Raw genomic sequence first — 13,609 nt, 5'->3', positions numbered from 1 at the left:
CTTGTCAATCTCGACCTGGTGCAGGCGTGGGGCGGGCGACCCGCCCCGGCGAAGTCCCGTTGCGCTGCCAGAAATACGAGCCGAACCACGGCTCGTCGAGATTCGCCTCGGCCGTAGGCACGTGAGCAGGGCTAATCGGCGGTGGCCAACCCAGGCCGCAGAGCGCGGTCGACCCCGGCGGCGACCACGGCCCGCGTCAGCTCACGCAGACGGCTGTCGGAGAGGTCGCCCCGGTGTTCGGCGACCGCGGCGGCGGCCGATTCCGCCAGCTGATCGATCGCTCCGCCGGTCGATCGCGCGAGCGCAGCCATGGTCCGTACACAAGGCTGGTGGTCCTCGGCGCCACCGAGGAGCGCGACCAACGCAGGGTCGGTCACCTCGACCGATCCCTCGGCGATGTGCAACAGCCCGAACTCCACGAGCGTGCGGACACCGGAGTCGTCCGGATCCACGTTGAGCGCCAGCGCCTTCGGCCGGCACCAGCCCGAGCCCTCGATTCCCAACGTGTCGGGCAGGTTCTTGCCACTGCGCAAGCCCGAGAAGAACTCGGCGATGTGCGCCGAGTTGAAGCCCTTGGCCAGTAGCTGGCTGATCGCTGTCAACTGAGCCAGGTGTCGCTCGCCGTAATACGCCGAGCGCCCGACGCGCCGCGGCGAATCCAACAGGCCGCGCTCACGATAAGCGCGGATATTGCGAGCGCTGACGCCAGAAATGCGCGCCAGGTCTTCGAGCCGATACTCAACCAAGCCGACGTCCTCCGCGTCGGATTGAACAGCGATTCATGCCGACACCCTACTCTCTGATTAATGCTGCGAGCGAATTCGTAGCTAGATGAATCCATCATCTATCAGATGCGAAACCAGCCCGCTTATCAGCAGGTATGTAGAACAGGTGACCTCAAGTCCAACATGAGAGTGCATTTTCAGCCAACTCTGTTCAACACGGGAATCTCGGCCCCGAGACCAAAATTCACAACCGCGCCTAAGAAGTCCGTTCGCTTCGGCGCCCGCGGTGCGAGAGCATGTACGTCTGCCCTCAGAAACACATTTGACGAAAGGTGCCCGCGTGCGTCCCTGGATCGTTTGGGCCACCGGGCTACTCGCCTACATCATCGCCGTCCTCGACCGCACGACCCTCGGCGTCTCGGGTCTACAGGCCGCCGACAGATTTGCCGCAAGCCCGGGCGTGCTGTCCACGTTCGTCGTGCTGCAGGTGATCGTGTACGCCGCGGCTCAGGTTCCCGCCGGATTGCTGTTGGACCGCTTCGGTTCCCGCGTACTGATCGTGTGCGGAGCCGCGCTGATGACCGCCGGCCAGCTCGTGCTCGCACTGAGCGAGTCGCTGCCCGCGGCGATCGGCGCACGGGCGATCGTCGGCCTGGGCGATGCGCTGACCTTCATCTCGGTTCTCCGCCTGGTGCCGTACTGGTTCGAGCCGGTCCGCGTCCCGTTGGTGGCCCAGCTGACCGGAATCTGCGGCCAACTCGGTCAGGTGCTCTCCGCAGTCCCGTTCCTTGCGATCCTCACCGGCTCAGGGTGGACCCCGGCATATCTGTCGGTCGCCGCGTTCGGACTCGTCGTGATCGTGTTGGCACTGGCCTTGATCCGCAACACGCCCCACGGCTCGGCGAGGACGTCCGAGCCGATCTCGCTGCACGCCACCCTGTCCCGGATCAAGACCGTCTGGCTGCGGCCTGGCACCCGGCTCGGATTCTTCACCCACATGGGCACCCAGTTCTCGGTGACGGTGTTCGCGCTGATGTGGGGAGTGCCCTATCTGACCGTGGCGCAGGGACTCTCGGAGACTGCCGCGGGCTCCCTACTGACCGTCTCGGTGGTGGCCGCCATCTCGGCCGGAATCGGCATCGGCGTGTTCACGGGCCGCCATCCACACCGCAGGTCGCGTCTGGTGCTGTGGATCATCGCCAGTAACGCCCTGGTGTGGACCGTGGTGCTGGCACTGCCCGGCCCGGCACCGGTGTGGTTGTTGGTCGTGCTCATCGTCGTCATCTCGGTCGGCGGTCCCGGTTCGATGGTTGGCTTCGACTTCGCCCGTACCTTCAACCCGAGCCACACCCTCGGCACCGCCCAGGGCATGGTGAACATGGGTGGCTTCCTGGCGGCACTGCTGGTGATGCAAGCCATGGGCCTGATCCTGTCCGGCACTGACAGCTACTCGTTCGCGTCGTTCCGCCTGGCCTGGTCAGTGCAGTACGCGGTGTGGATCCTGGCCACCATCGGAATCCTGATCACCCGCAGCAAGACCCGCAGGCTGTTGGCGGCCGAACAGGAACGAATGCTGTTGGAGAGCTTCGAGACTCACCCGGGGCGCTGAACGTCCAGGCGCCGACCGACGATCTCGGCGGCGTGCCGGTGCCCGACCGCTTCGAACCCGACGACCACCACCACCGGTGCCGCGGTGACGATCAACAGACATATCGCCATCGATGTCCCGCCCGCCGCCAGCGCCACCGCGGCCACGAGTGCCGCCGCGGCGAGCACCAGCAACAGTGCGTGCAGCAGATCGAAGTCCCCGACGAGAAGTGAGTAGATGACGAACATCGCCGCCAGGTAGATGCCCACCGGAATCGCCACCGCCAGCACGGTGCCCACGGAATCCAGCTTCGATTGCCCTTCGATGTAGTAGGCCGCCACGTGTAGTCCGGCGCCGGTGGCGACGATCGCCGCGTATACCGCCAGGTGCAGATATCCGTACCAGAACGAGAGCGTGCGCTGGGCATGAAGCAGAGCACCGGCCGGAACCAGGAAATACACCCACCACATACCGAACGTCAGCCCGATGCCGGAGGCTACGAGCAGGATCGCGTCGGTGGACCAGCCGTGCTCCCCCACTGCCGCCGTCAGGGACGCCACCGTACCGACCACGCCCTCGCCCAAGGCGATGATCGCGAGCAGTCCATAGCGTTCGGCGACATGATGGGCGTGCCACGGGGTGCCACCCATCCGACGCTCGGCAAGGATCGGTCCGCTGATCTCCACGACCATCAGCACCAGGGCGGTGACGAAGAAGACCGTCAGCGAGGTCGATACGAAGATCTGCGCCACCCATCCGATCTGGGCGACGACGACCGCGCACGCGTAGGTGAGGCACGCGGACCGGCGTGGCGGATCCTGCGCGGCGGCGCGTAACCACTGACCTACCAACGCGATTCGCATCACCACATAGCCGGCCACCATCACCACGTTGTCGACGTGCCCGCCGTGTTCGATGGAGGCGAACACCGGAGGTATGCCCAGCGCGAGGATGATGACGCCGACCATCTGCAGCATCGTCATCACCCGGTAGATCCAGTCGTCGGTGTCGTAGGCGGACGCGAACCAGGTGAAGTTCATCCACGCCCACCAGATCGCGAACGCGGCGAACCCGAAACCGGCCAGCCCGGCCGACACGTGACCCTCGGCCATCAGATGCGCGAACTGTGCGGCCGCCACCCCGAAGGCGATCACAAAGGTGAGGTCGAACAGCAATTCCAGCGGAGTCGCCACCCGGTGCTGCTCGTGCGGATCACGTCCGCTCATCCGGCTCAACCGGTGGGTTTGAACCGGACTCGGCCTGTCCTCGTTCACACTGATATGTCCCTTCGTCGCCGGATTTCACCGCAATTCCATCGCATCAGGACGCCCGGCCGCGGATTGCCCACGGCGTGGTGGCAGAAATGTGCGCCAAATACAGGTAGTGCACTACTGATGTCAGGTCCGCTGCCAAGCTCGAGGATGAGCGTGTGTCCAAGCAATTCACGCTGAACCTCCTCGGCGAGTTCGCGGTCTACCGCGACATGGAGCCCCTGCTGCTACCACCGTCGTGTCGCCGGTTGGTGGCGTTGGCGGCGGTGAAGCGCCGCGAACTGCACCGCAGCTGGGTCTGCGACCTGCTGTGGCCGGGCAGTCCGCCGCACAAGGCGGTCTCCTCGCTGCGATCCGCTCTGTGGCGGTTGCGACCGCTGGGCGCCGACGCCCTGCTCGTCGTACGACACCAGTACGTCAGTCTCGCGCCAGAGGTGAAGGTGGACTGGCACGAGGCGCTCGCGCAGCACGAAGCGATGCCGGTGATCGACGGACGTCTCGTACCCGCGGTCACCCATCCCGCCCTGCACCGGTTGGCGCGAAGCGGTGACCTGCTCGAAGGGTGGCCCGACTCCTGGTGCGTCACCGAACGCGACCGCTACCGGGCGATCAAGCGCTCCGTCCTGGACGTGCCCGAGGGCGGACCGAGGCAGGTAACGCACTACGCAGGCCCGAGCTCACCGTATCGTCCGGTTTCGCTCGGGGCCCGGCACCACAATGACAACGCGGGGTGCCGGCCATGAGTGCGCTGCTGCTCGTCCTCGCCGTGATCAGTGCACTGCTCACGGCACTGGCAGTGCACGAACTGCAGACCTGGCTTGAGCGGTGGGAGTACGAGCGGCACGCTCAGGACTGACCGCTCCCGGTCGAATGAGCCGCTACACCGGGTCGAACGACGAGATCAACCAGTTGCCGTCGATCTTGCTCATCCCGACTTTGACGGCGCTGGCCGCGAAACTCCCGTTGGGGTTCTCGGCGCTCGTCGTCGCCTGGTTGACGAACACCAGCACCACCGCTGAATCCGGGTGGATCTCCGAGACGGCCGAGCGCACGACTGCCGCTGTGGTCTTGACCGACTTCTGCTTGGCGGCGGGAGCGACGATCTCTTGCGTGAACTGGGTGTAGTACGACAGGAAATCACCGGTCAGGTGGGACTTGGCGGCGGAGAAATCGCGGTCAAGGCTGTCCGGCGCGTAGGTCAGCAAGGCCGTCGTGCCCTCATTGGCCGCCTTGAGCACCGTCGCCGACGCCGCCTCACCTGTCTGCTGATCGACCCGGTACTGCGCGAAGTACAACCACCCGGCCAGAGCCGCCGACGCGATCAGCGCCACCACCAGCGCCAGCGGGAACCACAGCCTCGTCAGCTTCTGCCGCCATCCTTGTGCAGGCTCAGCGGCGGCATCGCTGTCTTCGGTCGAATCGGCCTCCGTTGCGACCTGCTCGTCGCCGGCTTCTGTGGTGTCTTCCGTCTCGACGGCCGTCTCGGTGTCGGCCTTCTCGGTCTCTTTGATGTCCTGGTCCAGGGTCACGGCACGAACTCGACTTTCGACAGCTTGATCTGGTCACCTTCGCGAACCAGGTCGACGGCCACCCGCCAGGGACGCGGTTGCTTGTTGGCCCCGGTGGTGTTGGTGACCTGGGTGTTGACCGCGACCAGGACGACAGCGTTGTTGTCGCTCATGGTGTCGACGGCGGCGGCGGTCACGTTCGCCTCGGTCACCACCTTGGCGTCCTGGGCCAGCTTGACGAAGTCCTTCGACTGCGCCTCGAAGTCCTCCCGGAACTCGCCCGTCGAGTTGTCGAGGATGTTCTTGACGGCATCCTGGGCGTGGTTGAAGTCCAGGGACATCAGGGTCACGACGGTCTGACGGGCCGCGGCGGTGTATTCGGCAGCCAACTTCTGACGATGCTCGGCCTGACGGTGGTGCCAGATCATCCAGCCGCTGGCAGCCAGCAGTCCCGCGATGACGATGAGCGTCAGGCAGGTCGCCAGCACCTTCCAGAACAGACGCGATACCCGGACCCGCGGGAACCGCGACGACTTGGCCTCGGCGGCCTCCACGCCGTCTTCCGGCTCCGCTTCGTCGGCTGCTTCGACCGGCTCGGCCTCGACGGCCTCTGTCTCGACATCGACGCCGGCGGTGTCGGTGACCTCAGACGTGTCGGCCTCATCGCCATCGGGGGCGTCGGCAGGCTCGGTTGTCGGCACTTCGTCGACCGCATCGTCGGCCACGGTCGCGTCGGCAGCACCCGTCTCGGCGGCAGCCTCGTTACGCAACCGTATGGCACGGGCCCTGGCCCGCGCGGCGGTCGCCACGGCCTCGGCCTCCGCGGCCTCGGCTTCGGCCTGTTCGGCCAACTTCAGTGCGTCGCTCGGTGACGCGTCATCTTCGCTAGTATCGAGTACCGGCGACGAAGGCTTGCGGGACGGCATGCCGACCTCCTGTCCGTTCAGCAGCCTGCTTAACGAGAATTACGTTATCAGTTTGCGGTAGTGACCCGAGAGTACATCATCGACAGCGGGCGCATAAATGGCCATTTACCTGCGGAAATGATGTTTACGCGCTGTGCGTACACTTAGCCCGGACTCGCCGTTACCCGTGCCTCGAGCTCATTCTTCATCACCTTGCCGGTGGCATTGAGTGGTAGTTCGTCGAGAAACTCGACATACCTGGGCACCTTGTAGCCAGCCATCCGCTCCCGGCTCCAGCTGACCAACTCCTCGGCAGCGACCGTCGCGGCACCGGGCGCATCCCGCAGCACCACGAACGCCTTACCGACCTGGCCCATCCGCTCGTCGGCGACGCCGATGACGGCAACCTGGGCAATCGCCGGATGCTCGAGTAGGAATCCCTCGATCTCGGCCGGGTAGGCATTGAAGCCCCCGACGATGAACATGTCTTTCTTGCGTCCGACGATCCGGAGCCTGCCGGATTCGGTGAACTCACCGAGGTCTCCGGTGTGCAGCCAGCCGTCGGCGTCGATCGCCTCGGCTGTGGCCGTCGGATCGTCGAGGTAGCCCTGCATCACGTTGTAACCGCGCACCAGCACCTCGGTGTCGTCGGCGATGCGGACGTCGATCCCCTCGCACGGCAGCCCGGCGGTGGTGGCCACATCCTCGGCCGAGTCGCCGGGTCGTGACAGCGTGACATTGCCCGCCTCGGTGAGGCCGTAGCCGGTCATCAACGTCTGGAAGGGCAGCTCTTCGCGGATGCGGCGCACGAGTTCCACTGGGATGTCGGCGGCGCCGGTCACCCCTGCCCGCAGCGTCGCCAGACGGTCGCGGTCGGTCACCGCCAACAAGGAGTGGTACAGCGTCGGCGGACCGGGAAGCATCGTAATACGTTCGCGCTCAACAAGTTCCACGACAGTATCGGCGTCGAATACCGCGACCGGCAGCATCGTCGCGCCGCGGAGGAAGGACGCCACCAACCCTGCCTTCAACCCGAAGGTGTGGAAGTACGGGTTGATCATCAGATAGCGATCACCCTCGCGCAGATCGGCGAGCGTGGCCCACTCCTCGTAGGCCCGCAGCGTCTGGCGATGGTTCATCATCGCGCCCTTGGGCCTGCCGGTGGTGCCTGAGGTGAAGATGACATCGGAGATATCGGTGGGCTCCACATCCCGCGTGAACGGGTTTCCACTGCTGAGGAAGTCCGACTTCAGGTCGACGGTCGGAACATCGATAGCCGTCTCGGCAAAGGTGAAATCCTGCCCGAGGAAACCCTTCTGGATCATCACCGCCTTGGCGCCGCTGCGCGCCACCACATCGGCGGCCTCATCGGCCTTGAACCTCGTGTTGACCGGAACCAGGACGCCACCGGCGGCCATGATCCCGAACGCGGCGATGATCCACTCGGCCGAATTGGGGGCCCAGACCGCGACCCGGTCCCCCTTGTGGATGCCGAACTCGGCGAACGCACCCGAGGCCTTCCGGATGCGCTCGACGAGTTCGGCAAAGGACAGGCGCAGCGGACCGTCCGCCCCGGCCGGGTTGTCGCCATAGTCGACGACCGCCTCCGTGTCGCCGAACCGGTCCGCTGCACTCAAGACCATCGCGGGGATGGTCTGCCACTGATTGATGTGTCGGCCCCTTAGAGCGTGACCAGGCGGCCCAAGTTGCCGCCCATGATCTTGGCCTGATCCTCGACCGAGAGGTGCTCGAGTGCGGTCACGTAGTGGGTGGGCTCGGCCAGACCCTCCGGGTGCGGCCAGTCGGAACCGTAGAGCACCTGGTCCACGCCGATCAGGTTGATCAGGTCGTCGATGCCCTCTTCGTAGAAGGGGCTGACGTAGATGCGGTTCTTGATCTCCTCGATCGGGTTGCCCAGGAAGGCCTCGGGGGCCTTCTTGTACACCTCGGCCATGGAATCCAGCAGCGGGAACATCCACTTCGATCCGGCCTCGACGATGCCCACCTTGAGCTTGGGATGGCGGAACAGCGCACCGTGGATCACCCAGGAGCCCACTGCGTCCTGAATCGGGCGCCATTCGTTGAGAATGTTCATTGCGTTGGTCTGGAACGGCAGCATCTCCTGCACCGTGCCGTCCCACTCCGAGGTGTAGCGGGAGTAGCCGCTGTCGGAGGAGTGCATGCCGACGAACACGTCGTACTCGACGCAGCGCTCCCAGAAGGGGTCGAACTCGGGCAGCGCGAACGAGCGCGGGCCACGGAAGCCGGGGACCGGGGCCGGGCGGATCAGGATGGCGCGGGCACCGCGCTTGACGGCCCACTCGAGTTCCTCGATGGCCTTCTCGACGATCGGCAGGGTGATGACGGGAGTGACGAAGATGCGGTTCTGGTAGTTGAAGCCCCAGACCTCGTCCAGCCACTGGTTGAGCGAGTGGATGATGACGTGGATGGCGACCGGGTTGTCGCGCAGCCGCTCCTCGATGAGGCTGGCCAGTGTCGGGAACATCAGCGAGCGGTCGACACCGAGTTCGTTCATCAGCTCCAGGCGCGGAGCCGGCTCGAAGAAGGCCGGGATGGACCGCATGGGCTCACCGAACAGCTCGCGCTTGCTCTTGCCGTCGGGGTTGCCGAACTTGAAGTACTCCTCCCAAGCGCCGGGCTTGGCGACGTGCGAGAACGTCGGGTTCGGGATGTAGTTGCTGATGTGGCCGTCGATCGCGATCTTGGTGCGGCCGTTGACCTCGACGTACTGGACGATGTCCTTGTACTCCTTGGGGAGGTACTTGGTCATCGCCTCCGGCGGCTCGTACAGGTGGTTGTCCGCGTCGAACAGCGGAAACGGAATGTCGACCCTATGCGACAGTTGTCCCATGGAAAACTCCTTTGCAATTCGAGAGAATCATATTCTCACTTGATAGCTGCCGCAATGCCCAGCTCGGCCACGGGGCTGCTCACCGGGCGATTGCAGCAATCTCCTGACGGATGACGAACTTCTGAACCTTGCCGCTGGCCGTGCGGGGAAAGTCCTCGGCCTGATGTAGCTCTTCCGGCCATTTCTGCCGGGCGACCCCGCAGGACTCGAAATGTGCCCGTACCTGATCGAGGGTGGGCATCGTGCCGCCGTCGCGCACCCGAAGCACCGCGGCCACCCGCTCGCCCAGTCGCGCGTCCGGCGCGGCCACGACGATCGCCTCGATGACGTCGGGCAAGCCGAGCAGCACCTCCTCGACCTCGAGCGCGCTGATGTTCTCGCCGCCTCGGATGATGAGGTCGGTGGCCCGGTCGGTGATGGTGAGGTACCCGTCGTCGTCCAGCACTCCGATGTCGCCGGTGCGATACCAGCCGTCGGAGTCGAAATGCTTTGCGGTGAGGGCATCGTCGGTGTACCCCAGGCACAGATCCGGTCCCCGGCTGAAGATCTCGCCGTCCGGCCCGAGCCTGATCTCCACGCCTGGACGCACGTTGCCGTCGGTGTACAGGCGCTTGGCCTCAGGGGCCCCTGCGCCCGATCCGGTGATCGACGGATGTTCGGTGCTGCCGTAGGAACGGAAGACGAACAGGCCCAGGTCGGCCAGCCGTCGGGTGACGGCCGCGGGCACGGTCGACCCGCCGAGGCCGACAGTGGTGAACCTGGCCAGATGGCGGTCGTCGAACTGTGGATGGTCCATCAGGCTGGTGACGAAATACGGTGGGCCGCCGCCGATCGACAGCTCGTCACGCTCGATCAACTCCAGCACCTTGCCCGGATCCCAGACGTCACACAGATCGATCGGGGCGCCCTCCAGCACCGGGATCAGGAACGCGCCCAGCATGCCGATGAAATGCCCGACGGGTGTGGCGGTGAGCTGACGGCCGCGGTCCGGCGGGTAGTTCTCCAGCAGCTGACGGGTTTCGAAGCCCAACGTCTGGTGACTGTGGATGACGCCTTTGGGCTCGCGCGTGGTTCCGGAGGTGAACGCGATCAGCGCAGGCGCCGCCGGGTCCGCGGTCAGCGTGCCCTTCATCGGCTCGTCGGCGAGCAGGTCGGTGAACGAGCCGTGTCGATGCTCCTCGCGCGAGCGCTCGTCAGCCCCGACCAGGCCGACGATCGGGACCTCGGCACACAGATCGGGCTCGAACTTCATCCGGCCGAACTGCTCGGTGGTGATGAACACCTTCGGCTTCGCGGTGGCCATGATGTGGCCGAGTTCCTTGCGCCCGTAGAAGTGCACGATCGGCACAGTCACCGCACCCAGGAATGCCGAGGCCCAGAACGCGACCGCCGCCTCCATCCAGTTCGGCAATTGCATCGCCACGACGTCACCGGGCCCGACCCCGCGATCGCGAAGCCCGGCGGCCAGGCGCCGGGCGGTGTACTCGACCTCGCCGAAGGTGCCCCGGTAGGGACGTGTCGCCGAATGCACATAGAACCCGGCATCGGGACTGGCAGCCAGGCCGTCTGCCAGCATCTGGCCCAGGGTTTCTGGCCGCCACCAGCCTTCTTCGACGTACCGTTTGGTCAGCTCAACGGGGATGTCGCGCACAACGGTGATGTTATTCTCATCAAACGAGAATGCCAATCCCGGAACTGGAGAACGTTTGATGGTCGACCTCGAAATCGACGGCGAACTGGCGGTCATCACGATCGACCGCCCGCAGGCACGCAACGCCATCTCGCTGGACACCATGGATGCGCTGAACAAAGCGCTGGACGGCGCCGCAGGCGCGTCCGCTCTGGTGATCACCGGCGGTGGCGACCGCGCCTTCGTCTCCGGGGGTGACCTCAAGGAACTGGCGGCATTGCGCACCGAACTCGAGGCTTCCGAGATGGCCTGGCGGATGCGCACGATCTGCGACCGCATCGCGGGTTTCGACGGACCGGTCATCGCGGCACTCAACGGCCATGCCCTCGGTGGCGGGGCCGAGGTCGCCGTGGCGGCAGACATCCGCATCGCCGCCGACGACATCAAGATCGGCTTCAACCAGGTGGCCCTGGCGATCATGCCGGCCTGGGGCGGGGCCGAACGGCTGGCCACCCTCGTCGGCCGCAGCCGAGCTCTGCTGCTGGCCGGCACGGGCCGCATCCTCGGCGCACGCGAAGCCGAGCAGGTCGGGCTGGTCGACCAGGTGGTTCCCCGCGCCGAGTTCGCCGAGACCTGGCGGACGACGGCGCAACTGCTGGCCCGCCGTCAGGCCGGCGAGGTCAAACGGGTGATCAACGGGGTGTCGACCACCGAGGCCGTTTCCGCTTTCGCCCGGCTCTGGTGCTCCGACGAGCACTGGGCCGCTGCGGACAAGGTGATGAACAAGGGCAAGTAGGCCCTCGGGCGGCGTTACGGAACGCGCACGCAGCCGCCGCCGACGTGGTGAAGTAGTCGGCGCTCGTCAGCCATGCTCGCGGAGCGGTTGCCACAGGCCCCTGGCGGGCGCCCGGTGGCGACCGCCGCTCGGGCGAAACTGCCGAATGCCGGCCGGCCACCAGTTCCACCTTCCCAACACCGCCATCGACGCCGGCAGCAGCACCATCCGAATCAGCGTGGCATCGACCAGGATTGCCAATGTCGTTCCCACGCCGAACATCCGGAGGTGGGACACCTGCGACGCGGCCACACCCATGAAGGTGATCGACATGATCAACGCCGCCGCCGTCACGACCCGCCCGGTACCGGCCAGGCCGAGGGCCACCGATTCCGCGTTCGCCTCCCGCGTCCGGTTCGACGTCATCCAGAATTCACGGATACGAGAGATCAGAAATACCTCGTAATCCATCGAGAGACCGAACAGCACGCAGAAGATCAGAACCGGCGCGGTGACCAGCAGGCCGCCCCACGCGGTGGTACCGAGACCCCCGAGATGCCCCTCCTGGAACACCCACACCAACGCACCGAACGTCGCCGACAGCGACAGCACGTTGAGCAGCAGGGCCTTGATCGGGATCACCACGCTGCCGGTGAGCAACAACAGCAATACAAAGCTGGCCACCGCCACGAGGGTCAGCAGCAGCGGTAACCGTGAGGTGATGGCCGATATGGTGTCGCGGTTGCTCTGCTCCAGCCCGCCGACAAGCACTCGACTCCCCTGCGGCTGGGCAACGAGGTGCAGCCGATCGAGGATCGCAGATCCGGCCGGCGAGTTCGCCGCGGTACTGCTGGCCACCGTGATCACCACAGCGTCGGATCGGGCCGACGGAACTGTCGCTGCGCCCTGCTCGTGTCCGCCGGCGAAGGTTCCGACCGGCGAAGTGACCACGACGACGCCGTCAACCTGGGACAGTCGCGCGCTGTAGTCGCGCAAATCGGTCGTCGGCACCGCGCCACCGGTGGGCAGCACCAGTGGAACCGAGTTCGTCAGATCCTGAGAGTAATTGCGCCGCAATTCTTCTCCGACAATTTTCGCCGGGGAGGCGTGCGCCAGCCCGCGGTCGTCAGGGAATCCCAACCGGACGTCGAGAAACGGGATGCCGACGACGACCAACGGGATGGTCACCACCACGGCAAATGTGATTGGTGTCCGCATGACCCGTTTGGCCCAGCGGTACCAGAAGCTGGCCTCAAGATCGGCGGGGTCACGGGTGGGGCGCCCCAGCAGTGACCGGACTTTGGCGCGCAGCGAATCCGCATCGAGGTGCCTCTGAAACGCCAGCAGGGCGGCTGGAACGACGACAAGGGCAGAAACCGCCGCCAATGTCACCACCGCAACACCGCTGTAGGCGAACGACCGCAACGCCGGTATGGGAAATATCGATGCCGAGGCCACCGAAAGCGCAACGGTGAGCGCAGAGTATCCGACTGTGCGGCCCGCAGTCGCGCATGTTTTCAGGACAGCTGCCATGGCTTCCGCCCCGCTCGCGCGTTCCTCGCGGTAACGCGTCAGGATCAGCAACGAGTAGTCGACGGCCAGGGCAAAACCGATGGCAGTGGCGACGTTCAGAGCGAACATCGACACCTCGGTCACTTCGTTCACCAACCGCAACACCGCCATCGCCCCGACGATCGCCAAGCCGCCGACCGCCATCGGGATGAGAGCTGCGATGACACCGCCGAAGACCCACACCAGCACGGCTAAGCAGATCGGCATCGCTATGGCTTCGCTGACAGCCAGGTCCTGCATCATCTGTTCGGTCATCTGCACCGTCGCCGCGCCCGCGCCGCCTGCCAGCACCTCGACGCCATCGGCCCGCACACCGGCGACAGACCGAGACAGTTCACCCGCGTGCGCTGTCGCGGCGGTCTCGTCACCGGCCAGCCACACCGTGATAACCGCACTGCTCAAATTCCGCGCCACCCGGCCGAGCGCCACGGAATCCGGCGAATCCCACGGCGAAACCACGCTTTTGACTCCCGGATCGGTACGGATTCGGGCGATCAACTCGTCCACGACCTCACGACCCCGCCCAGAATCGATCGGTGTCGGACCCCGCACCAACAAGGCCATGGAGAGCTGCCCTTGCCCGAACTGTTCGGCCAAGAGTTGATTTGCCTTGGTGGATTGGGCCCCTGGGTCCTGGAATCCTCCGGCCGACAGTGTCTTGGTGGCAGGAGCACCGATCATCGCGGCGAGAACCATCAACAGCAAGGCACCGATCAGCACCCACCGAGGGCGCGCGACGACCAGCCGAACCACCATGGACAGC

General features: G+C 65.6%; 11 protein-coding genes. 3 read left to right on the top strand and 8 right to left on the bottom strand.

Going from position 1 to position 13,609, the window contains the following annotated elements; all coding sequences use genetic code 11:
* Nucleotides 1–131 precede the first annotated feature (131 nt).
* Nucleotides 132–746 carry a MerR family transcriptional regulator gene (locus tag ACNQR1_RS14025; protein ID WP_418046836.1) on the bottom strand — a complete coding sequence of 205 codons (615 nt, stop codon included), beginning with the start codon at nucleotides 744–746 and terminating at the stop codon, nucleotides 132–134.
* A 319-nt stretch (nucleotides 747–1,065) separates the two neighbouring features.
* Here ACNQR1_RS14025 and ACNQR1_RS14020 point away from each other — a divergent pair, with 319 nt between their 5' ends.
* On the top strand, nucleotides 1,066–2,334 hold the full coding sequence (locus ACNQR1_RS14020) for an MFS transporter (RefSeq protein WP_418046835.1): 1,269 nt from the start codon (nucleotides 1,066–1,068) through the stop codon (nucleotides 2,332–2,334).
* Here ACNQR1_RS14020 and ACNQR1_RS14015 read toward each other — a convergent pair.
* Nucleotides 2,319–3,539, bottom strand: coding sequence for a low temperature requirement protein A (locus ACNQR1_RS14015; RefSeq protein WP_418046834.1), 1,221 nt, complete (start codon nucleotides 3,537–3,539; stop codon nucleotides 2,319–2,321). The two genes, ACNQR1_RS14020 and ACNQR1_RS14015, sit on opposite strands and share 16 nt — an antisense overlap.
* Nucleotides 3,540–3,742: 203 nt before the next feature.
* Between ACNQR1_RS14015 and ACNQR1_RS14010 the strand changes: the two genes are divergently transcribed.
* Nucleotides 3,743–4,327, top strand: coding sequence for an AfsR/SARP family transcriptional regulator (locus ACNQR1_RS14010; RefSeq protein ID WP_418046833.1), 585 nt, complete (start codon nucleotides 3,743–3,745; stop codon nucleotides 4,325–4,327).
* A gap of 135 nt (nucleotides 4,328–4,462) precedes the next feature.
* On the opposite strand, the gene ACNQR1_RS14005 is transcribed toward ACNQR1_RS14010, so the two are convergent.
* The 5 genes from ACNQR1_RS14005 to ACNQR1_RS13985 all read right to left on the bottom strand — a co-directional run bounded on the left by ACNQR1_RS14005 (nucleotide 4,463) and on the right by ACNQR1_RS13985 (nucleotide 10,520).
* Nucleotides 4,463–5,113 (bottom strand): twin-arginine translocation pathway signal, encoded by a 651-nt coding sequence (locus tag ACNQR1_RS14005; protein WP_418046832.1) that lies wholly within the window; start codon nucleotides 5,111–5,113, stop codon nucleotides 4,463–4,465.
* Nucleotides 5,110–6,018: a hypothetical protein gene (locus ACNQR1_RS14000; protein ID WP_418046831.1), complete on the bottom strand. Its 909-nt coding sequence runs from the start codon at nucleotides 6,016–6,018 to the stop codon at nucleotides 5,110–5,112. Before ACNQR1_RS14000 ends, ACNQR1_RS14005 begins: the two co-directional genes overlap by 4 nt.
* 143 nt (nucleotides 6,019–6,161) lie before the next feature.
* On the bottom strand, nucleotides 6,162–7,667 hold the full coding sequence (locus ACNQR1_RS13995; protein ID WP_418050363.1) for a FadD3 family acyl-CoA ligase: 1,506 nt from the start codon (nucleotides 7,665–7,667) through the stop codon (nucleotides 6,162–6,164).
* Nucleotides 7,668–7,678: 11 nt separating this feature from the next.
* Nucleotides 7,679–8,869, bottom strand: a complete 1,191-nt coding sequence (locus tag ACNQR1_RS13990) for an amidohydrolase family protein (RefSeq protein WP_418046830.1) — start codon at nucleotides 8,867–8,869, stop codon at nucleotides 7,679–7,681.
* A 79-nt stretch (nucleotides 8,870–8,948) separates the two neighbouring features.
* Entirely contained in the window at nucleotides 8,949–10,520 is a 1,572-nt protein-coding gene (locus ACNQR1_RS13985; RefSeq protein ID WP_418046829.1) for an AMP-binding protein, read from the bottom strand.
* 58 nt (nucleotides 10,521–10,578) lie between these two features.
* Between ACNQR1_RS13985 and ACNQR1_RS13980 the strand changes: the two genes are divergently transcribed.
* Nucleotides 10,579–11,295, top strand: coding sequence for an enoyl-CoA hydratase/isomerase family protein (locus tag ACNQR1_RS13980; protein WP_418046828.1), 717 nt, complete (start codon nucleotides 10,579–10,581; stop codon nucleotides 11,293–11,295).
* Between the two features lie 66 nt (nucleotides 11,296–11,361).
* Here ACNQR1_RS13980 and ACNQR1_RS13975 read toward each other — a convergent pair whose 3' ends face one another.
* Nucleotides 11,362–13,602: an MMPL family transporter gene (locus ACNQR1_RS13975; RefSeq protein ID WP_418046827.1), complete on the bottom strand. Its 2,241-nt coding sequence runs from the start codon at nucleotides 13,600–13,602 to the stop codon at nucleotides 11,362–11,364.
* Nucleotides 13,603–13,609: the final 7 nt, after the last annotated feature.

Origin of the sequence: Mycobacterium sp. 48b (assembly GCF_048282725.1) — a bacterium.
Lineage (GTDB): Bacteria > Actinomycetota > Actinomycetes > Mycobacteriales > Mycobacteriaceae > Mycobacterium.
Note: the sequence above shows the minus strand (reverse complement) of the source record. Positions and strands in the feature narration are given on the sequence as shown.